This is a genomic window from Neorhizobium sp. LMR1-1-1.1, from assembly GCF_040675795.1.
Lineage (GTDB): Bacteria > Pseudomonadota > Alphaproteobacteria > Rhizobiales > Rhizobiaceae > Neorhizobium > Neorhizobium cellulosilyticum.
On record NZ_JBEGHE010000001.1, the window covers coordinates 1,011,090 to 1,029,446 of the forward strand.

Annotated in this window: 20 protein-coding genes, 1 tRNA gene and 1 pseudogene; 10 read left to right on the top strand and 12 right to left on the bottom strand. The window is 57.0% G+C overall.

Annotation, left to right across the window (positions count from 1 at the left end; translation table 11 throughout):
- Positions 1 to 107: 107 nt before the first annotated feature.
- Positions 108 to 620: pseudogene (locus MRBLMR1_RS04750) on the bottom strand (hypothetical protein); the annotation flags it as partial.
- Between MRBLMR1_RS04750 and MRBLMR1_RS04755 the strand changes: the two are divergent.
- Positions 543 to 989 (top strand): DNA adenine methylase, encoded by a 447-nt coding sequence (locus tag MRBLMR1_RS04755; protein WP_500063772.1) that lies wholly within the window; start codon positions 543 to 545, stop codon positions 987 to 989. The pseudogene MRBLMR1_RS04750 and the gene MRBLMR1_RS04755 overlap by 78 nt on opposite strands.
- Before the next feature lie 33 nt (positions 990 to 1,022).
- Positions 1,023 to 2,246: a hypothetical protein gene (locus tag MRBLMR1_RS04760; protein WP_148147548.1), complete on the top strand. Its 1,224-nt coding sequence runs from the start codon at positions 1,023 to 1,025 to the stop codon at positions 2,244 to 2,246.
- Positions 2,247 to 2,630: 384 nt separating this feature from the next.
- Here the strand turns inward: MRBLMR1_RS04760 and MRBLMR1_RS04765 are convergent, their stop codons facing one another.
- Positions 2,631 to 3,476: a DNA cytosine methyltransferase gene (locus MRBLMR1_RS04765; protein WP_500064040.1), complete on the bottom strand. Its 846-nt coding sequence runs from the start codon at positions 3,474 to 3,476 to the stop codon at positions 2,631 to 2,633.
- 397 nt (positions 3,477 to 3,873) lie between these two features.
- Positions 3,874 to 3,949 (bottom strand) — tRNA-Ile (locus MRBLMR1_RS04770).
- 216 nt (positions 3,950 to 4,165) lie between these two features.
- On the opposite strand from MRBLMR1_RS04770, the gene MRBLMR1_RS04775 reads away from it, so the two are divergent.
- Positions 4,166 to 4,909 (top strand): SIMPL domain-containing protein, encoded by a 744-nt coding sequence (locus tag MRBLMR1_RS04775; RefSeq protein ID WP_148147550.1) that lies wholly within the window; start codon positions 4,166 to 4,168, stop codon positions 4,907 to 4,909.
- Positions 4,910 to 5,008: 99 nt separating this feature from the next.
- Here MRBLMR1_RS04775 and MRBLMR1_RS04780 read toward each other — a convergent pair whose 3' ends face one another.
- Entirely contained in the window at positions 5,009 to 5,362 is a 354-nt protein-coding gene (locus MRBLMR1_RS04780) for a hypothetical protein (RefSeq protein WP_148147551.1), read from the bottom strand.
- Between the two features lie 134 nt (positions 5,363 to 5,496).
- Entirely contained in the window at positions 5,497 to 5,919 is a 423-nt protein-coding gene (locus MRBLMR1_RS04785) for a secondary thiamine-phosphate synthase enzyme YjbQ (protein WP_148147552.1), read from the bottom strand.
- A gap of 241 nt (positions 5,920 to 6,160) precedes the next feature.
- Here MRBLMR1_RS04785 and MRBLMR1_RS04790 point away from each other — a divergent pair, with 241 nt between their 5' ends.
- Positions 6,161 to 6,886, top strand: a complete 726-nt coding sequence (locus MRBLMR1_RS04790; RefSeq protein WP_148147553.1) for a phosphatase PAP2 family protein — start codon at positions 6,161 to 6,163, stop codon at positions 6,884 to 6,886.
- Positions 6,887 to 6,969: 83 nt separating this feature from the next.
- Complete coding sequence (locus MRBLMR1_RS04795; RefSeq protein WP_148147554.1) at positions 6,970 to 7,740, top strand: SDR family NAD(P)-dependent oxidoreductase; 771 nt, start codon at positions 6,970 to 6,972, stop codon at positions 7,738 to 7,740.
- Here the strand turns inward: MRBLMR1_RS04795 and MRBLMR1_RS04800 are convergent.
- Genes MRBLMR1_RS04800 through MRBLMR1_RS04810 form a run of 3 tightly spaced genes read right to left on the bottom strand, consistent with a single transcriptional unit; the run spans position 7,737 to position 11,097 of the window.
- Positions 7,737 to 8,948 (bottom strand): SAM-dependent methyltransferase, encoded by a 1,212-nt coding sequence (locus tag MRBLMR1_RS04800; RefSeq protein ID WP_148147555.1) that lies wholly within the window; start codon positions 8,946 to 8,948, stop codon positions 7,737 to 7,739. The two genes, MRBLMR1_RS04795 and MRBLMR1_RS04800, sit on opposite strands and share 4 nt — an antisense overlap.
- Positions 8,948 to 9,745: a DUF1365 domain-containing protein gene (locus MRBLMR1_RS04805; protein ID WP_183685853.1), complete on the bottom strand. Its 798-nt coding sequence runs from the start codon at positions 9,743 to 9,745 to the stop codon at positions 8,948 to 8,950. The genes MRBLMR1_RS04800 and MRBLMR1_RS04805 overlap by 1 nt, the downstream gene beginning before the upstream one ends.
- Positions 9,742 to 11,097, bottom strand: a complete 1,356-nt coding sequence (locus MRBLMR1_RS04810; protein ID WP_148147557.1) for an FAD-dependent oxidoreductase — start codon at positions 11,095 to 11,097, stop codon at positions 9,742 to 9,744. The genes MRBLMR1_RS04805 and MRBLMR1_RS04810 overlap by 4 nt, the downstream gene beginning before the upstream one ends.
- Positions 11,098 to 11,175: 78 nt before the next feature.
- On the opposite strand from MRBLMR1_RS04810, the gene MRBLMR1_RS04815 reads away from it, so the two are divergent.
- Genes MRBLMR1_RS04815 through MRBLMR1_RS04825 form a run of 3 tightly spaced genes read left to right on the top strand, consistent with a single transcriptional unit; the run spans position 11,176 to position 12,962 of the window.
- On the top strand, positions 11,176 to 11,889 hold the full coding sequence (locus tag MRBLMR1_RS04815; protein ID WP_500063777.1) for a sigma-70 family RNA polymerase sigma factor: 714 nt from the start codon (positions 11,176 to 11,178) through the stop codon (positions 11,887 to 11,889).
- Positions 11,886 to 12,545 (top strand): ChrR family anti-sigma-E factor, encoded by a 660-nt coding sequence (locus tag MRBLMR1_RS04820; RefSeq protein ID WP_148147558.1) that lies wholly within the window; start codon positions 11,886 to 11,888, stop codon positions 12,543 to 12,545. Before MRBLMR1_RS04815 ends, MRBLMR1_RS04820 begins: the two co-directional genes overlap by 4 nt.
- A 9-nt stretch (positions 12,546 to 12,554) precedes the next feature.
- Positions 12,555 to 12,962 (top strand): DUF2177 family protein, encoded by a 408-nt coding sequence (locus MRBLMR1_RS04825; protein ID WP_148147559.1) that lies wholly within the window; start codon positions 12,555 to 12,557, stop codon positions 12,960 to 12,962.
- A gap of 87 nt (positions 12,963 to 13,049) precedes the next feature.
- Here MRBLMR1_RS04825 and MRBLMR1_RS04830 read toward each other — a convergent pair whose 3' ends face one another.
- Together MRBLMR1_RS04830 and MRBLMR1_RS04835 are read right to left on the bottom strand one after the other, a co-directional pair.
- Positions 13,050 to 13,439, bottom strand: a complete 390-nt coding sequence (locus MRBLMR1_RS04830) for a response regulator (RefSeq protein WP_148147560.1) — start codon at positions 13,437 to 13,439, stop codon at positions 13,050 to 13,052.
- Positions 13,440 to 13,553: 114 nt separating this feature from the next.
- Entirely contained in the window at positions 13,554 to 14,486 is a 933-nt protein-coding gene (locus MRBLMR1_RS04835) for a J domain-containing protein (RefSeq protein WP_148147561.1), read from the bottom strand.
- A gap of 418 nt (positions 14,487 to 14,904) precedes the next feature.
- Here MRBLMR1_RS04835 and MRBLMR1_RS04840 point away from each other — a divergent pair, with 418 nt between their 5' ends.
- Positions 14,905 to 15,624 carry a Crp/Fnr family transcriptional regulator gene (locus tag MRBLMR1_RS04840; protein WP_148147562.1) on the top strand — a complete coding sequence of 240 codons (720 nt, stop codon included), beginning with the start codon at positions 14,905 to 14,907 and terminating at the stop codon, positions 15,622 to 15,624.
- Here MRBLMR1_RS04840 and MRBLMR1_RS04845 read toward each other — a convergent pair.
- Entirely contained in the window at positions 15,621 to 15,983 is a 363-nt protein-coding gene (locus MRBLMR1_RS04845; RefSeq protein WP_183685855.1) for a response regulator, read from the bottom strand. The two genes, MRBLMR1_RS04840 and MRBLMR1_RS04845, sit on opposite strands and share 4 nt — an antisense overlap.
- Positions 15,984 to 16,184: 201 nt before the next feature.
- Between MRBLMR1_RS04845 and MRBLMR1_RS04850 the strand changes: the two genes are divergently transcribed.
- Positions 16,185 to 16,901: a Crp/Fnr family transcriptional regulator gene (locus tag MRBLMR1_RS04850; protein WP_148147564.1), complete on the top strand. Its 717-nt coding sequence runs from the start codon at positions 16,185 to 16,187 to the stop codon at positions 16,899 to 16,901.
- An 87-nt stretch (positions 16,902 to 16,988) separates the two neighbouring features.
- Here the strand turns inward: MRBLMR1_RS04850 and pepT are convergent, their stop codons facing one another.
- Positions 16,989 to 18,224 carry a peptidase T gene (gene pepT, locus MRBLMR1_RS04855; RefSeq protein WP_148147565.1) on the bottom strand — a complete coding sequence of 412 codons (1,236 nt, stop codon included), beginning with the start codon at positions 18,222 to 18,224 and terminating at the stop codon, positions 16,989 to 16,991.
- Positions 18,225 to 18,357: the final 133 nt, after the last annotated feature.

Below are 18,357 nucleotides of genomic sequence, written 5' to 3' on the forward strand. Positions count from 1 at the left end.
CCGGCGTCTCATATCGCTTGAAAGCCGTCAGAAGCATGACGACGAGACAGCAAGGGGTATGGATGGCGTTGATCAGGGCCGCCAGACGTCACAGATGTTGATCGTCGCATAAGCAGAGCGCCGACCGCGTCGATGACTTCGTTGACGTTTCGGTGGAAGGCGGCTTCGTCGATGACGACCGTACCCTGTAGACCGCGAATATTTTCAGGCCCGGACGAGAGAGCTTCGATGCGGAAGCCCGATGCAAACCGCATGATGTAGCTCGAAATCGCTTTGGTGGTTCCGTCCTCGCGCATGTCGAAGTAGATGCCGTCCTCTATCGTCAGCATTTCCGAGACGTTTCTTGCGAAATGGGCACAATGCCTGATGAACTCGCGGCCCTTCGGCTTACTGTCCGGAATGTAGAAGATATTTTGCCCGCCAGCAGAGCGCTTGGCGGCGGCAATCAGGGTGCAGTCGAGCGCCTCGGCAAAGGTGATGCCGGTGCGTCTGCCTTTTTCGCAAACCTTCAGGGTGCTGTCATCGGCGATCCAGTCGATCTGATGCTGCATGAGCGCGCCAGCCGCCAGTGGGTCGAGATTGTCCGGGATCTCGGAACCACGTGGAAGGGCATCCGGCAAGCTGTCGGGGTCAACCTCGCGCCTCAGCTCGAAGACATTCACGAACGCATGTCCGGCGTTGTGATCGAGAACCTGCCTTGGCGGAAGTTCATCGAACGCTACGATCGGCCGAGTATGCTGTTTTATCTCGATCCGCCGTATTGGGGTAACGAAGACGACTATGGAAAGGAAGTTTTCGGCCGCGAGGATTCTGCCGAGTTGGCTTACGTCCTTAGCCGAGTTAAAGGCCACTTCATCCTGTCTTTAAATGCGGTTCAAGGGGTCTTCGAAACGTTCTCAAAGTTTAACTTCGAGGAGGTTGTTTGCACCTATTCCGTTTGTGGTAATGGGTCTAGCAAGCGGGTCAAAGAGGTGATTATATCGAGTTAAATCCAGCAATTCGGTGAAGCATGGGGGAGTTGATTGTTCGAAAAAATACTGCTCCGAAAAGGCGCATCTGCGCCAGAGATCGACCTTGGCCTCCTCGCGGAGGCCCTGTTATTTTACCAGGACGTTCATATCATAATGGATCCTGGGACCGCTTTGCATCTCGAGTTTGCGATAGGCTATGCAAACCTCAAGCGATTGGCCGATGATGGACACGCGAGTTTCAGCTTCTTCCGAAGCTTTTTTGGTGCGTCATCCAGCAAACAAAATGGAATAGCTATAAACACGCTGGTGCAATTTCAGAGTGCCGGCAAGACCCCAAATACAAAGTGGAGCTCAGAAGACGATCTTGCATCTGTACTGGCCCGCAAGGGATACGAAACGAAAAAAGCCAATTCTGCTGCAAGGTCAATAATCAAGCTCGCACCTCCAGAGCTTATGAAACTCTCGGGGAAATCGATCGACGTCATCCAGATGGCAAACGAAGATCTAAGAGATCCGCAGTACATGAACGCTGCTGCCAGGGTCTTTCTGCAGGATAAGACGGGGCAACAGATACCTCCGAATTGGAACTTCAAGGCTCATGAGATTGGCAAGGGCGAGTTCATTGTAGTGACCAACTACGATTTTCCGCTGCTCTCCGCCCAATACCAAAAATTGAATCAGCTTCCGGCGAATGAACTGCTAACGCCTTCCTCGGTCCTAGCCGAAGTTCTTGAAGCCCGCGCGGACGTCGTCTTCGCCTCAAAATACATGGCGGAGAGCGTTACTACCCCGACACGCTCAGCGATCATACAGAACAAATTCGAGCTGATCGGAAATCTCAGGCGTCAACACAGCCAGGCAGATATAGAGCTTTTCCAAGAGATACATCTGAATGGGAATTCACTTCGCACCGCTATCAACAGTGGTCAACGGACGTTTGAGGAGTTCCTAGACCTCCTCGATAAAACCCGGAAGTTCAAGAGCTGGCTTAAGGGTGTGAAGCCTGAGGCCGGGCTTTTGAAAGAATACCACGACGCCGTCATTCGAGAGACTTGGCTTGAGCGCCTTCCCAACAAAAGTAGCCGGTTTACGGTGATGACAGGCGCTGGTGCGATCATTGACTACTTTGTTACCGGCGGTGCTGCGACGGTGGGCGCGCTTGCTCTAGGTGCGGCGGACACGTTCCTAGTAGATCGAATGCTTAAAGGATGGCGCCCTAACCAATTTGTTGAAAAAAATCTAACGCCATTCCTTCAAAGCGAAAACGGCCATTAGAGCTAGTCTTGCCGGTTCTCGGCCGAATCAAAAAAGCAAATATCGGCTCTTTGGCACCTAAATTGGAAAACAGAAAATTCCGAAACCTCGTGTCAAAAATCCGAAAAGGCGCGTCCGGATACATCCGGCTACAAGCAACGCCGGAAAAAAGGGTGGCTAACCTTGCCAGTTAATTGGAGCGCAAGTCATTGAAATGATATGAGAATTGGTGGGCCCGGAGGAACCGGGAAATTACCGTTAAGTATCTGTAATTATTGTTATTTTCTCGGTCTGGTTGGGCGTGATGCCAACACTGATGCCAACACTTTTTTGGGATTTTCTGGGATTTCTGTGGACGATCAGCTCAAAATGAACGCCCGCCACGTATTCCAGTCTGCGTCATCCTCATAGTTGTCGTTCGCTGCTATCGGACAAGATTCCGAATGCTGCTTGTACCACTCTTGGAACCTGTCCATTGCCAAGGGCTCTAAGTCTGTCCACCCTTGCGGCCACCCCATCAACCACTCTACCCACACCGGGTTCAATGGGCCAGCCGCCAACTCCGGCATCTCTCGACGGACCCAGTTTTTGGACCCTCCCCATTCTCGCATGGTGCCGCCCCAATTGGGGCTGCCTGCGTTCGGTGTCGGCCACATTCGCGCAGCCACGGCTAGTCCCCAACCGGCTTTCTTGCTCGCTCCTGGTCGGTTGTTGTTCCCAAACACTGTTGGCGTTGGCCACAACCCAGACCCGGTCGCGTTTATGGGGCGCGCCAGTGTCTGCTGCGCCCACAACGCACCATTTCGCGTCATACCCCATTTCGGCAAGGTCACCGAGGACCACGGCAAGTCCTCGCTTGATGAGCAGCGGGCTGTTTTCCACGAAGACGTATCGGGGTCGTACCTCACCGACAATTCGCGCCATGTGCTTCCACAGGCCGGATCGCTCGCCGTCGATTCCGGCTCCCTTGCCTGCTGCACTGATGTCCTGGCAGGGAAACCCTCCAGAAACCACGTCAACACGTCCGCGCCATGGCGTTCCGTCAAAGGTGCAAACGTCATCCCAAATCGGGAAAGGCGGGAGAAGTCCGTCATTTTGTCGGGCGGCAAGAACAGCGGCGGCGTAGGGTTCTCGTTCGACGGCACAGATGGTGCGCCAACCAAGCAGGTGTCCTCCGAGAATGCCTCCACCAGCGCCCGCGAAAAGAGCCAGCTCATTCATGGCACCTCCAGGCAGAGGTGCAGTGTTCATTTCCAATGGAATTGTATGTCCGGCGCATGACCTTTCCTGTCGATGGATGTTGCGCCGATTCTACTACACCGGAAGTAGCTTGTTCTACTAATCGTTGAATATAGATTGCGTCACTTACAGTTGAATCGACAGTATGGGTCCGGTCGTGGGACTCGAACCCGCAACGGGTGGGACTCGAACGAAGTGAGAAAAAGCGAATCAGTTCAAGCACTTGATTCAATGGTGGGAATCGCCAGTTTGTTGGCATCGGCACACGAGTGATATTTTGGTGCCAACAACGGTGCCAACAAATTGCAGCGCTGGGCCGTCCAGACGTGTCCCATGTAGTCCAAAGAACCCTGGAAACGCTAGGGTGTCAGGGACGGCTATGGACGGTATGGGACGTCTATGGACGGATTGGTGGGCCCGGAGGGACTCGAACCCCCAACCAAGCGGTTATGAGCCGCCGGCTCTAACCATTGAGCTACAGGCCCTGCCGGTGAGGGCAGTGGTTCGACGCAATGGTTCGTCTCACCTTGGTGCCCGCTCTAACGCAATTCTTCACCGGTCACAAGCGGTTGCCGCAATAGCTTCACAATGAACCTGCAGGTATGGTTCTGTAATGTCAACGAATTGCCTCGTTCCCATCACTTTCAGCCTGCTGCAGGCTGGGTGGGTCGAAATCTAGAGAAGAACACAAGGAAGAACCGATGAAGCCTTTCACCCGTTTTGCTTATGCCGCACTCCTCGTGCCCATGGTGCTTTCCGGTCCCTTGTCCAGTAGCGTTTTGGCTCAGGAAAGCAAACCGCGCGAAGCTCAGATCAACGTATCAGGCGAGGGGGAGACCGCCGTCGCTCCCGATATGGCCATCCTTTCCCTGACCGTGCTGCAGCAGGCTGAGACCGCCGAAGCGGCCCTCACTGCCAACAATGCCGCCATGCGCAATGTAGTCGGTGCACTGCGTGAACGCGGGGTCGAGGAAAAAGATATCCAGACAAGCCAGTTCCAGATTTTTCCACGCCACGAGCAGACGGATGCAAAAGATGGAAACTCGGATCCCGGCAAGATCGTCGGGTATCAGGTCAGCAACGCCCTGACCGTTCGGGTGCGTGATCTCTCAAAACTCGGGGCGCTCCTTGATCAGTCGGTCAAGCTGGGCGTCAATGAAGGAGGGCAGATCAGCTTCACCAATGATAATCCCGAAGCTGCTTTGACCGAGGCTCGCAAGAAAGCCGTCGCTCAGGCACTTGCCAAGGCAAAGACTTTGACGGAGGCCGCAGGTGTCAAGCGTGGCCGTATCATCGAGATGAGCGAAAATTCGGTGCGTCCTATGGCGCAGCCTATGATGCGGATGGCGATGGCAAAGGAAATGGCCGGGGATTCCGTTCCTGTAGCAGCCGGAGAAAGCACCTATACGGTAACTGTCAATGTGACCTTCGCCTTGCAGCAGTAAGCTGACTGAAGGTCGCATGTCCCCCCCCAAAAAGAAAAAGCCCGGTCGCACATGCGGCCGGGCTTTTTGGTTTTGCAGATCACGGTTCGGGCTGATGCCCTAGCGGCGAATTACAGGGCATCCGCGTTCGTTGGCGAAGACCACGCGGTCACGGCCATGCCGGTCGCGACCCACGACGACGATGGCGCGGCGGGAGGCATCGACAATCCGGGCGCGCCGCAGCCCCATGCGCTCGGCCTTATCGAGCGCACGCCCTGGGGAGCAGCCGGGGCGGTCATGATGGCGGCGCCAATCGCGGCCCCGATCGTCATGTCTTTCGTAATATTGCACGTATATGCCGTTTCCGTTGGGGCCGAAGCCTCGTTCGGAGGCGGCCGCTGTGGACGCGGTGGCGGAAATACCGCTCAGGGCGACGATTGCGGCAAGTCCGATCCTGGTGAGCAAACTGGTCATGGGAGATCCTCCGGTTGCAGCCTTTTTTCTTTTCGCCATGTCAGGCGATGACCGGATATTATGTCTCAAAGCCTGAACGCATCCCCAAGGGTACGTTCAGGCTGGGTTCAGCGCGGCAACGGGTGATCCGGGTGTCAGGCTGAAAGATGGAGAACAATTTCGCGGCGATGTGGCTGGTCGCGATGTTCAAAAAGATAGATGCCTTGCCATGTGCCGAGCATCAGGCGTCCTCCATTCACCGGGATGCCTATCGATACTGCTGTCAGTGCAGCCTTGATATGGGCCGGCATGTCATCCGGCCCCTCGGTCGTGTGAACGACCCAGCTCATGTCCGGATGGATGGAGGGTGGCACCAGTCGGCCGAAAAAGGTTTTCAGATCCCTCTGGACGTCGGGATCGGCGTTTTCCTGTATGAGCAAGGAACATGAAGTATGCCTGACAAACACTGTCAGTAGCCCTTGGCCGACATGATGGTTGCGAACGAAGGCGTCAGCCTGGTCCGTGAATTCGTACAGGCCCTGGCCGTGGGTGGATACGGAAAGCATGGTTTGCGGCATCAAATCCTCCGTTTTTCCGCCCGATCATCTTTTAGCTGATCTCGTGTTCCCGATGTAGAGGAAAGGCATGCATCCGGTTTCAGGTCGAGGGTTACCAGAATCAGCGCAAGCGGGTTAGCGTAGGCCAGATGATCGTCAGGACCTACCAAACATCAATATGGGCGGAATGGCCTGTCAAATTCTTGCGTGATAGCGCTTATCCCCTATCTAGACTGGAGGTTCAACAAGCCTGCGAGAGAGCATGCCACTGCATCAGCAATTCAGTCGTCGTTTCATCGATCGTTTCATGACTTTCGAGCCAATAAGCCTTATCATCTTCGCCTTGATGGCAGGCGGGATTTTTGCCTTCCTGACGCTGACGGGAGAGGTGCTTGAGGGAGATACACATGCGTTCGACGAGGAAATTCTGCTTGCACTGAGGCAGGCAACCGATCTTGCAGTGCCGATCGCTCCTTCCTGGGTGACGCATGCCGTGGGTGATATTACCGCGCTTGGCGGGGTTACGGTGCTTTCGCTGATGACCGTTCTCGCTGTCGTCTACCTTCTACTCGCGCGGCAAACGGCAATTGCGATATTCATGTTTCTTTCGATCGCCGGCGGGTGGGTTGTGAGCAGTGCTCTCAAGCTCGGTGTTGCGCGGCCCCGCCCGGATATCGTTCCGCATCTGGTCGAGGTTCATGACATGAGCTTTCCGAGCGGCCATGCCATGCTTTCGGCTGTCACCTATCTGACCCTCGCAGCACTTCTTTCCCGTGCGCAACAATATCGCTCCACGCGGATATTCCTTCTGGCTACGGGGATCCTGCTGACGTTCATGATCGGTTTGTCGCGCCTTTATCTTGGCGTTCATTACCCAACCGATGTGCTTGGTGGTTGGTGTGCCGGTGCCGCCTGGGCTGCCGGTTGTTGGCTGCTGGCACGCCGCTTCATTGAACGAGAGCCGAAAAACTCCATCTCCATCCGCTGAAATTTCTCGTCATGCAAATCCACATTGTTGGGATCCAATAGTCGCAGCCATGCGTATCAAGCATGAGCTCGATAGAGGATGCCATGGCTGAAACGATAACAGGAAGACGCCTTGCCTGGATTACCGGTGCGAGTTCGGGCATAGGGCGCGCGGTCGCGCTGAAGCTGGCGGACCGAGGCTGGCAGGTTGCGGTCAGTGCGCGTTCCGGCGCCAAGCTCGAGGCGCTTGCGGCGGAGCGGCCGGGGCTTATCCATGCCTATGTTCTCGATATCACCGAAGGGGAATCGGTGAGGGATGCGGCGCTGAATATCGAGCAGTCACACGGGCCTATCGATCTCGCGCTATTTTCCGCCGGCGGATATGTGCGTGAAAGCGCGCGCCGGTTCGATGCCGAAAAGCTGGCTGAACTGTTCAATCTGAATGTCGTCGGCACCGGGCATGCGCTTCAAGCGGTGATGGCGCCGATGATTGCTCGGCGTCGCGGACATATTGCGGTGGTTGCCTCGGTGGCCGGTTATATTGGCCTGCCGGGTGGTGGAGTTTATGGCGCAACGAAATCGGCGCTGATTACCCTTTGCGAAGCGTTGCGGCCGCAGCTTGAACGGGAAGGGGTGGTACTACAGGTTATCAATCCCGGCTTTGTCGATACGCCGATGACGAAGACGAACGATTTTCCGATGCCCTTCCTAATCAAAGAAGACGAGGCGGCAGATGCCATCATCAAGGGGCTTGAGAGCCGGCGATTCGAGATCGTCTTCCCGTGGAAGATGAAGGTGGCGATGAAGCTGCTTGCCGCTTTGCCCTATCCGATCAGCCTCGCGATTACACGTAGGATGCTTCGCAAGGAGGCCTAGCGAGCAAGCCTGAACTGCACGACATCGAGGCGGCCGGTGCGAAATCCGGCGGCGCAATATTGCAGGTAATAGTGCCACATGCGGAAGAAGCGTTCGTCGAAGCCGTGGGACATTATGCGCTGCCAGTTCTCTCTGAACGCCTTGTCCCACAAAAGCAGGGTGCGCTCGTAATCGCGGCCGAAGCAGAAGCGATCCTCGACCGAAAATTCTGAGGCTCGTGCGGTGGCTTCGAACGCCGTGATGCTGGGCAGCATGCCGCCTGGGAAAATGTAGGCCTGAATGAAGTCCGCATGGCTTCGGTAATGGGCGAACCGTTCTTCGGCGATCGTGATAACCTGAACAAGCGCCTGTCCCTTCGGAGAAAGCAGGGATCTGATCCGGTCAAAATAGATTTGCCAATTCTCTTCGCCGACCGCCTCGAACATCTCGATCGAGACGATCTTGGTGAATGTGCCTTCGCAGTCGCGATAATCTTCCAGACGGATATCGGCGCGGTCTTCGAAGCCTGCCTGCCTCAGCCGCGTTTCGGTAAAGGCGGCCTGTTCCTTGGAAAGCGTCAGCCCGGTGACGCGGCACCCGGTTGCGCGAATCGCCTCTTCGGCAAAGCCGCCCCAGCCGCAACCGATCTCAAGCACATGATCATCCTTGCCGATCTTCAGTTCCTCGATGATGCGGCGGTATTTGGTTTTCTGCGCATCGGCCAGGTTTTCGCGCGGGTTGGAGAAAATGGCGGAAGAATAGGTCATGGTTTCATCGAGCCACTGCCCGTAGAATGCATTGCCGAGGTCGTAGTGGTAGGCAATGTTGCGGCGACTGCCGGCCTTCGAATTGCGGTTCAGCCGATGGCGGATGCGCGCGACGAAGGCGGCAAGTGGGCTCGCCTTCATTATGCCCTGCCAGCGAGCCTCGTTGGCGATTGCCAGATCCATCACTGCGCCGAGATCCGGAGTTTCCCATTCGCCTTCGAGATAGGACGTGGCAAAGCCGAGACTGCCGCCTGTCGCCAGCCGGCGAAGCGGGCGCATCGTCTTGAATTCGATCGTGGCAGTCGGACCGCTTGCCTCTCCAACGAAACGCGCTTCACGGCCGCTCGGAAACCGCAGCGCCAGTTGCCCTACTACCAGGCGATTGGCCCATCGGCAGAGAATTCTTTCAAGAAACGAAAAGGACGGCAACGGCAGTTCAAGCTTGTGGTCGACATCCGACATCAGCGGGTCTCCGTCCGTGGGCTATGGGTTACGATGGTCGAGGCTCTGGGTGAGGCTGCGCGCGCATGACGATAAACGGGCACCCGCTTCAGCCACAGGCGCAGCGCCTCCCAGTGGATGGCCGCCGTTACCTTGAGCGTCATCAGCGGATATCTGAGAAAGGCCTTCGCCAGACCGCGGTCGGTGAGGGGTGACTGCCTGCCCTGGAACATCGCATAGAGAAACATGCCGTCAGCGTCGGATTCCTTGATGGCGATCCGCACCTGCTCTGCAGGTATCCTTACCGAGAAATCGTAGCGGCAATCCATCGGCACGAAGGGCGAGACGTATAAATCCTTCGTACAGGAATGGCTTATCTGGCCGCCGTCCTCGCCAGCGGCTGGAATGATATAGGCGTGGCGTTCGTGGAAGGTGTTGCAGACTTCGTAGATGACTGCGCGCAATTCGCTCTGACGATCGTAGCAGAAATAGACGGTGAGGGGATTGAAGACGTAACCGAAAATGCGGGGGTAGCAGAGAACCCTTATGCTCAGGTGATCCGTATTTATTCCGGCATCCAAGAGTTGGCTCGCAACCCATGTCTTGAGGCCGCCCGATACGCCGTCGCCATGGTCCTTTTCCCAGAAGCTGAACAGGCCCCGCCGGTTGACGCCGAAAAGGCGCAGCGACCTGTCCAGCGTGGGAAGTTCGTCGAGATCGAGCAACAGCGAAAAGACGCTGTAGCGCAGGTTATGCTTTTTCGGCCTCAGCCTCGTGTGGACGACAGCGCCGGCATAGATGCTGGAGGTCTGGCTCATTCGGCAGCCTCGCGGAATTCCTCGATCCTGATGCGGCCGGATTCGTTTTCGACGCTCCATGGGCGGCGGTTGCCTGCGAGCGCTTCGGCGACGGCGAGCCCCGATTGCAGGCCATCCTCGTGGAAGCCGCTGCCGAAATATGCGCCGCAGAACCATGTGCGGTTGCGGCCCTGAAGCTGCCAAAGATCGTGCTGGGCTTTCAGGGCGCGGGTGTCGAAGCGTGGGTGGGTATAATCATATGTGCCGTGGATCAGTCTAGGCTGCAGTTCCCGGTTGGGATTGAGCGTGAGGAAGAGAGGCCGGTCTGTGGGAAGCTTCTGGAGCCTGTTCATCCAATAGGTGACGCAGAGCTGCTGATCTCCGTTGCCTTCCGTGCCGCTCAGATAGTTCCAGCTCGACCAGACGTTGCGGTGTTTCGGCATCAAGGCCGGATCGCTGTGCAGGACTGCCTTGTTGCGGGTGTAACCGAACGCGCCAAGCAGATCCCATTCGTGTTCGTCGGCATCTGTCAGCATGTTGAGGGCTTCATCCGCATGGGCTGCGATCACCACATCATCGAATTCGTCCGAATGGCCGTGCGTGTCGGTCACCGTCACGCCGTTTGCGGCGCGGCGGATCGAGGCGACCGGAGTGGAAAGCCTGATCGTTCCATTAAAGTCTGCGGCCAGGCGCGTGACATATTCCCGGCTGCCGCCTTCGACGGTGCGCCATTGCGGCCTGCCGGAGAGAAGCAGCAGACCGTGGTTGACGAAGAAGCGCAGGAAGGCGTGCAGGGGGTAATCATGCATTTCGCTGGCCGTCGTCGACCAGATGGCGGCTCCCATCGGCATCAGGTGATCGTTGATGAAGGTCGCGGAGTAGCCTGCCTGACGGAGATAGTCACCGAGCGTGATCTCCTGCATATCCGGCTGATCCAGAAGGGCGGGGGACTGCTTGTAGAATTTGAGAACGTCGCGCAACATGGACCAGAAGCGGGGCCGGACGATGTTTCTTTTCTGCCCGAGAAGTCCTTTCAGGCCGGTGCCGCTATATTCGAACCCGCCATTACCCATGGATGCTGCAAACGACATGTCCGAAGCGATCGTCGGCACGTTCAGATGTTCGAACAAGGCCACCAGGTTTGGATAATTGGTTTCATTATAGACGATGAAGCCGGTATCGACTGCGACGCTGCGGCCCTCTATTTCGACATTCACGGTATTGGCATGACCACCCAGCCGGTCAGAGGCTTCGTAAAGAGTGACATTATTGCTTTTCGACAATAGCCATGCGCAGGACAGGCCGCTGATGCCTGAGCCGATGACTGCGATCCTTTTCGCTTCCCGTCCGAAATTCCCAGTCAAAGGCGTCATCCCAGCATCCTCGCTCTAGTCTGCAATCCAATACGAACTAGGGCGGCAATCGGATCTCTGCAAAAACTCACAAAGGGTGTGATCCACATCTGGAAGTCTTTCGTAAAGCTTGCCATGAACTTGAGCTCACCTATCTCGCTTGATAAATGGCAAATATACCGACCGTCGCCTATACGGCTGGCGGGACTAGCAGCGCGTGGGCTCGGGATGAACAATAAAAACTCCGGTGGCTCGGAAGCCGAGGATCTCGCGAAGGCCGAGATGGTGCGGCTCCTTTCCATCGTCGGACGGGACCGCAGCGCAGATGCGTTCGAAGCTATATTCCGGTTTTATGCACCACGCATCCGCAGCTTCATGGCAGCTAAAACCAAAGACAGGCAAGCTGCCGAAGAGTTGATGCAGGAAACCATGACTGCGGTGTGGAACAAGGCCGGCCAATTCGATCCTGCTCGCGGCAACGTGTCTGCATGGATCTATACAATCGCGCGCAATGTGCGCATCGATGCCTACAGGCGCAAACGCCCGGAATTCGACATGAATGATCCGGCGTTCGTTGCTGACGACGTCGCCCCAGCCGATCAGGAGTTCCAGCAGATTCAGGAAGCGCAGTTGTTGCGCGGTGCGATGGCGACCTTGCCGGAGGAGCAACTGGACGTGCTGCGACGGGCCTTCTTCGATGAGGCTTCGCATTCGACGATCGCGCGCGATCTCGGTGTTCCGCTCGGAACCGTGAAATCACGCATCAGGCTGGCGTTCGAGAAACTACGTTCCTCGCTGGAGGGACGGCTATGAACGTGAAGCATCATTTGAGCGACGAGTTTCTGATCGAGTATGCCGCGGGAAGCCTTTCTGAAGGCTGGAGCCTTGCGGTGGCGAGCCATCTGGCGCTTTGCCCCGAATGTCGCCAGCGCCTTCATGCAATGGAAGGGGCTGCGGGAGCGCTTTTGGATAAGGCAGACGAAAGCGCCAACGAAGACGAGGCCTGGGCCCGCTTCAAGGCACGGGCGGCTGATATCAAGGTCGAGGAAGTCAAGCTCGAGGCTCCAAAGGCTACTAAACAGACAGTCGTGCTTCCGGAGCCACTTCGATCCTATGTCGGTGGCGACCTTGCAGATCTCAAATGGCGAGCGCTCGGGCGTGGTGCCTATCAGATCCTGATCGAGACGAAGGATAAGAACACGCAGGTGAGGCTGCTGCGCATTCCGGCCGGAAAGCCGGTGCCGGAGCACACCCATGAGGGGCGCGAGCTGACTCTGGTGCTGGCGGGAAGTTTTCACGATGGCGAAGAGCTGTTCGCCCGCGGGGATATAGAGGAAGCCGACGGCGATCTGCTGCATACACCCAAGGCGACAGAGGGAGAGGATTGCATCTGCCTCGCCGTGACCGAAGCGCCGCTCAAATTCTCGAGCTGGATTGTGCGGCTGGTGCAGCCGATCCTGAAAATCTGAGAGGACGAGATGACCTATCTGCTTGCCTATGTGGGAACTGTGGTCGCCTTCCTCGGTCTCGATTTCATCTGGCTCGGCACGGTCGCCACGGTTTTTTACCGCAGCCGGATCGGCAGCCTTCTGCTTGACCAACCTAACTTCGTAGTCGCCGGTATTTTCTATCTCTTCTATGTTGCCGGTATCGTCTACTTCGCAGTTCAGCCGGCGCTGGTGTCCGGAAACTGGACCACAGCAGCCATTGCAGGTGCCATTCTCGGCCTGATTGCCTACGGCACTTACGACATGACGAACCTTGCTACTCTGAAGAACTGGTCACCGATGGTCAGTGCCGTCGACATGGCCTGGGGGACGGTTCTTACCTCGTTTTCGGCGGTCATCGGCTATTGGGTGGCGCAGAAGTTTTCCAGCGGCATCTGAATGTCGCCGAGCGGCGACATGGGTGCATGCTCAACGGCGAAGCATATTGCTGGGCCATTTTTGAGCGAGATATCCGTGATGCTGTGATCAAGCAGTGCTGCTTGCGCCAAACGTCTCTGCGACCAACCGGTTGAGCTTTTGGGGATGCCAAGGTTTGGGAAGCATGGGCAGGCCTTTGAGCCTGCTCTTGAGTTCCGGCAGTTCGGCATGGCTGCTGCAGATGATAACCGGAACGTCCCGTTCCCGAAGCATCTCGATGACCGGAACTGACAGTTCACCATGGAGATTGAGATCGACGATGGCGCCGGCCAAATCATTGCGCGGGATTGCATCCATCGCGTCGGCGATCCTGCCGAAAGGGCCTATGATGTTGTGGCCGGTTTGGAGCAGATGGTCTTCCATGTCCATCGCCAGAAGAAGATCGTCCTCCAGTAGGAGGATGTTCGGATAGTCGTTCAGATCATCGGCTTCCGTCATTTTACCTTTACAGTGTGATATGAGGACCAGGGCAAGATGACACCTGGTCCAAATATTTCAAGCGTGGCTTTCGTCTTACACGACGTTTGACAGACTTATAAAGTTCCACCTTACTTAAAGGTTAAGATGTTTGCGCAGATCTTCGTTGGGCTTTTCCGGCAAGTTCTCCATCAATGCTGCAAGATCAGGATCCGGTTTTTCCGACAGGACGATCTTCACCGTCGCCAGCAGATCACCATATCCGCCACCGGTCTTCGGGGCGCCCTTACCCTTAAGACGCAGCGTCGTGCCGGTATTGGTGTTGGGCTTTAGCGTTACATTCAGGTAACCTCCGGGCGTCGGTACCTTGATCTTGCCGCCGAGCACCGCCTCGCGAATGGTGATCGGGATTTCCACGCGGATATCATCGCCGTCGCGCTTAAAGAACGGGTGCGGTTTGATCTTGATCTCGATGAGGGCGTCGCCATCCTGACCTTTTGGCGCGCCTTTGCCTCCCTTGCCGCGCAGGCGCAAGACCTGGCCGTCGCGCGTGCCTGCGGGGATCTTTACATCAAGCGATGAACCGGTGCCGAAGGAGACCGGTGCGGTCGTGCCGTTGATGGCGTCGAGGAAGGGGACTTCCATCGTGTAGTGGACGTCTGCCCCCTTCGAGCGAAACTGCCCGCCGCCGAATTGCGAGCCTGTCTGACCTCCGCGGCGGGACATGAAGCTTTCGAAAATATCCTCGAAACCGCCGAATTGCGAAAAGCCGCCTTCGTCGAAAAAGGCTTCTCCGCCATTGGCGCCGGCATATTCGCGATGCTGCTGGAATGGAGCGCGTTCGACGCCATTGATGTCGATCTCGCCACGGTCGAAGCGGGCGCGCTTTTCCTCATCGCCGAGGATTTCGTTGGCGGCGGATATCTCCTTGAAGATGTCCTCGGCCTTCTGATCTCCGGGGTTCAGATCGGGGTGATATTTCTTGGCGAGCTTTCGAAAGGCGCTCTGGATGTCCTTCTGCGACGCATCGTGCTTCACGCCCAAAATTTCATATGGATTCTGTCTCATCACTACCTCCAGACGCAAAACATGAGTTGAAACCAAAGCCGTTTCGGGGAGCCGAGGGCACGGTTTCAGGCGGCTTTGCAGCGGTCCGATCCGTCATCGGACAAGGGTAATGGACGGCGCTCCGCTTTATCCGGCAGGCACTAAAGGGGATCATGCCTTCGTCGCACCATATCCTCATCAAGCAACATGGTCGGTAGAAGCTGCGGAATTCATCGTGCCGGTCCCAATCAGGCAACCGGCAATCATGAGGTGGTGTTTCCAAATGGGAACTTCAAGGGAGGGTTACCGTTACCAATGCGCCCGCCGGGGTGGGGAATACGCAGCGATGACCAGTTCTGAAGGTTCAGACTGAGGACGCGCGAACCGCCCGAAACGGTGGTGAACTGGACGCAACAAAGAGGACAAGGAAAAGATGGACATGAAAAACCAGAACAAGCTCCTGGCGCTTCTCTCTCACGATGATTATGCCGCCCTCGAACCTGTCTTGGAACGAATTGATCTTCCGCAAGGCTTTGTGCTGTCGGCGCCGGGCGAACCGCTCGAATACTGCTATTTCCCGTTTTCCGGCGTGATCTCCACTGTCGTGACATCACCGTCTGGCAAGCGCACGGAGATCGGGCTTCTGGGCCGCGAGGGCGTGTCACCGTCTTCCGTTGCGCTGGGCGCGGCGGATGCACCCTATCTCGTCGTCATGCAGGTGCCGGGACATGGCGTGCGCGTGCCGATTGCCGTGATGCGCAGGATGATGGAAGTCTCGCCTGGCTTGAAGCGGCTTTTGACGCGCTGGGCGCATGTGGCGATGAGCCAAGCCGCTTTCACGGCGCTGTCGAATGCCATCCATCCTGTCGATGAGCGGCTGGCGCGCTGGATCCTGATGTGCCACGACCGTGTGGATGGCGATGCGATCGACCTGACGCACGAATTCCTGGCGATCATGCTGTCGGTACGCCGACCGAGCGTGACGGTGGCGCTACATGTGCTGGAAGGCAAGCAACTGATCTATTCGCATCGCGGCACGATCATTGTTCGTGACCGCAAGGCGCTGGAGCAGTTTGCTGCGGATTCCTATGGCGGTGCCGAGCGGGAATATGAACGCATGTTCGGCGATATCGAGGATATCACCCGCAAATCGGCTTAAGTGATTGCAAGCCGGGTTCTGATCCGGTCGGCCAGGGCGTCCGGATCGCTCGGCTTGCTCATCCATTCGCTGCCTTCGAAAAGCTCCGCATTCCATTCCGGCGGCTTTTCGCTGCCGGTGTAGATCATGAAGGGGATACTTTCTTGCTGCAGGCGGGCAAGCACCGGCTGGCTGTCGCCATCATTGAGGTAGAGATCGAGCAGCACGAAGTCGGGTGACGATGCGTCAAGCCATTCCAGCGCCTCTCTCTGGGAGCGGAGTGTGACAAAATTGCTCAAGCCCTTGTCTACAAGCGCTTCCTCCACGTCGAGGGAGATCAGCGGCTGGTCTTCCAGCAACAATATGAGCTTGTCTGCCAATTCGAATCTCTTCCCCTGCAAGATACTGATTAGTTAAACGGTTTTTGCGCGCGTGTACCCCTTTGTCTGATACCGTACCGAGTGGGGCCGGCGGGTTGTGTCGCGAATTTTATGGCCATAGATGGAAATCGTTCAAATCAAGCGGAGACTTCTCGTTCAGAGGAAGCCGAACAGGCCATGTTCTCCTATCAAGGATGAGCGATGGCTGACATTCGGCAAACGGCGGTCCGTAACAATTTGCTTCGGCTGACGAGCCCTACGAGCTTCTCCGCAATTGCCGCCCATCTGAAGCCGGTGGACCTGCCGCGCGGTTTTGAGCTCTCGGAACCGCATGAGGCTGCGGAATATGCCTATTTCCCGGAAACGGGCATTGCCTCGATCGTCGCCCGCTCACCGCAAGGGCAGCATGCCGAGATCGGTATTTTTGGCCGAGACGGGATGACGCCGGCGGCAGTCGTGCTCGATGCGGGGTCCGATCCGTTTTCGATCTTCATGCAGGTTCAGGGTGACGGTTTCCGCATCTCTACCGAGCTTTTGAAGTCGTTGCTCGATCGGGACGCTGATCTCAAGAACCTGCTTGGACGGTATGTTCAGGCACTATCGGTGCAGGGGGCCTTTACCTCGCTCTCCAATGCCGTCCACCATATCGACGAGCGGTTGGCGCGGTGGATATTGATGTGCCACGACCGCACCGATGGCGACGAGATCAGCCTGACGCATGAGTTCCTGTCGATCATGCTGGCGGTTCGGCGTCCGAGCGTGACGACGGCGCTGCATGTGCTTGAGGGCCGCAAGCTGATCTATTCCGAACGTGGCATGATCATCGTGCGCGACAGGCCGGCACTCGAACAGTTCGCCGCCGATGCTTATGGCGAAAGCGAGCGGGAATATTTCCGGCTGCTTGGGCCTTACAACTGATCGCAAGAGCTCCGGCACTCAGCAATAGGGCGCCAATCCGTTTCCGAATTGACGCCCAGAAAGCAATCCAGAAAGCCTGCCGGCTTATCAGGCGCGCTCTTCCCAGAGCTTTGCCAGTTCGACGATCGTCTTCACGGCCTTTTCCATGTCCTGGCTGCTGACCCATTCGATCGGCGAGTGGAAGGCGTGGCCGCCGGCGAAGATGTTGGGGCAGGGAAGGCCCATGAAGGAGAGGCGCGCTCCATCCGTGCCGCCGCGAATGCTGCCGCGCACCGGCGACATGCCGGCCCGGCGGATCGCCTCGATGGCGTTTTCGACGATCTCGGGGTGATGGTCGAGCACTTCCTTCATGTTGCGATACTGCTCGGTGATCTTCAGCGTATGAGACGAACCGGGATAGTCGGCCATAACTTCTGCGATGATGGTTTCGAGCAGCTTTGCCTTTTCCTTCAACCCTTCTGTCCTGAAATCGCGCAGAATGAGGCTGATCTTGGCGCCTTCCATCGTACCGGAGACGGAGGTCGGATGGATGAAACCGTCGCGGCCCTTTGTCGTTTCAGGCGTCATGTCCTTCGGCAGTTTGGCGATGATGTTTCCGGCGATGCGGATGGCGTTTTCCATTTTGCCATAGGCAAAGCCGGGATGGATCGCGACGCCCTTGATCAGGATGTCGGCGCTATCGGCCGAGAAGGTCTCGTCCTCGATCGTGCCCGCCGTCTCGCCGTCCAGCGTGTAGCCGAAATCGGCGCCGAGCTTCTGCAGGTCTACCTTGGCGACGCCGCGGGCGATTTCCTCGTCGGGCGTGAAGAGGATGCGGATCGTGCCGTGCTTGATATCGGGATTGGCGAGCAGATATTCGGCGGCGGTCATGATCTCGGCAAGGCCGGCCTTGTCGTCGGCACCCAGCAGCGTCGTGCCGTCGGAGGTGATGACGTCGTTGCCGATCTGGTTCTTCAGTTCCGGATGTTCGGACGTCTTGATGGTGCGGCTCTTGTCGCCCGGCAGCGTGATGTCGCCGCCCTGGTAATTGCGGATCACCTGCGGCTTGACGTCGGTGCCGGAAAAATCCGGTGCGGTGTCCATGTGGGCGCAGAAGCAGATGACCGGGACGTTGTTCTTGCCGGTGTTCGAGGGGATCGTCGCGTAGACGTAACCGTGTTCATCAAGTTCGGCATCCTTCACACCGATCGTCTGCAACTCACCGACCAGAAGCCGGCCGAGATCGAGCTGCTTGGCTGTCGATGGCTGGGTGAGTGAAGAGGCGTCGGACTGGGTGTCGAGCACGACGTAACGGAGGAAACGGCTGGTAACGGTATCGGTCATGATGAAATCCGGATGGGACAAATGAGTATAATGCGGCTGACCATAGACCTCGGCGCGCGTGTCGTGAACCGCAATTTCTTGCATAAGAATGACGCCCGAAATGAAAGATCCCGCCGAAGCGGGATCTGGGTCT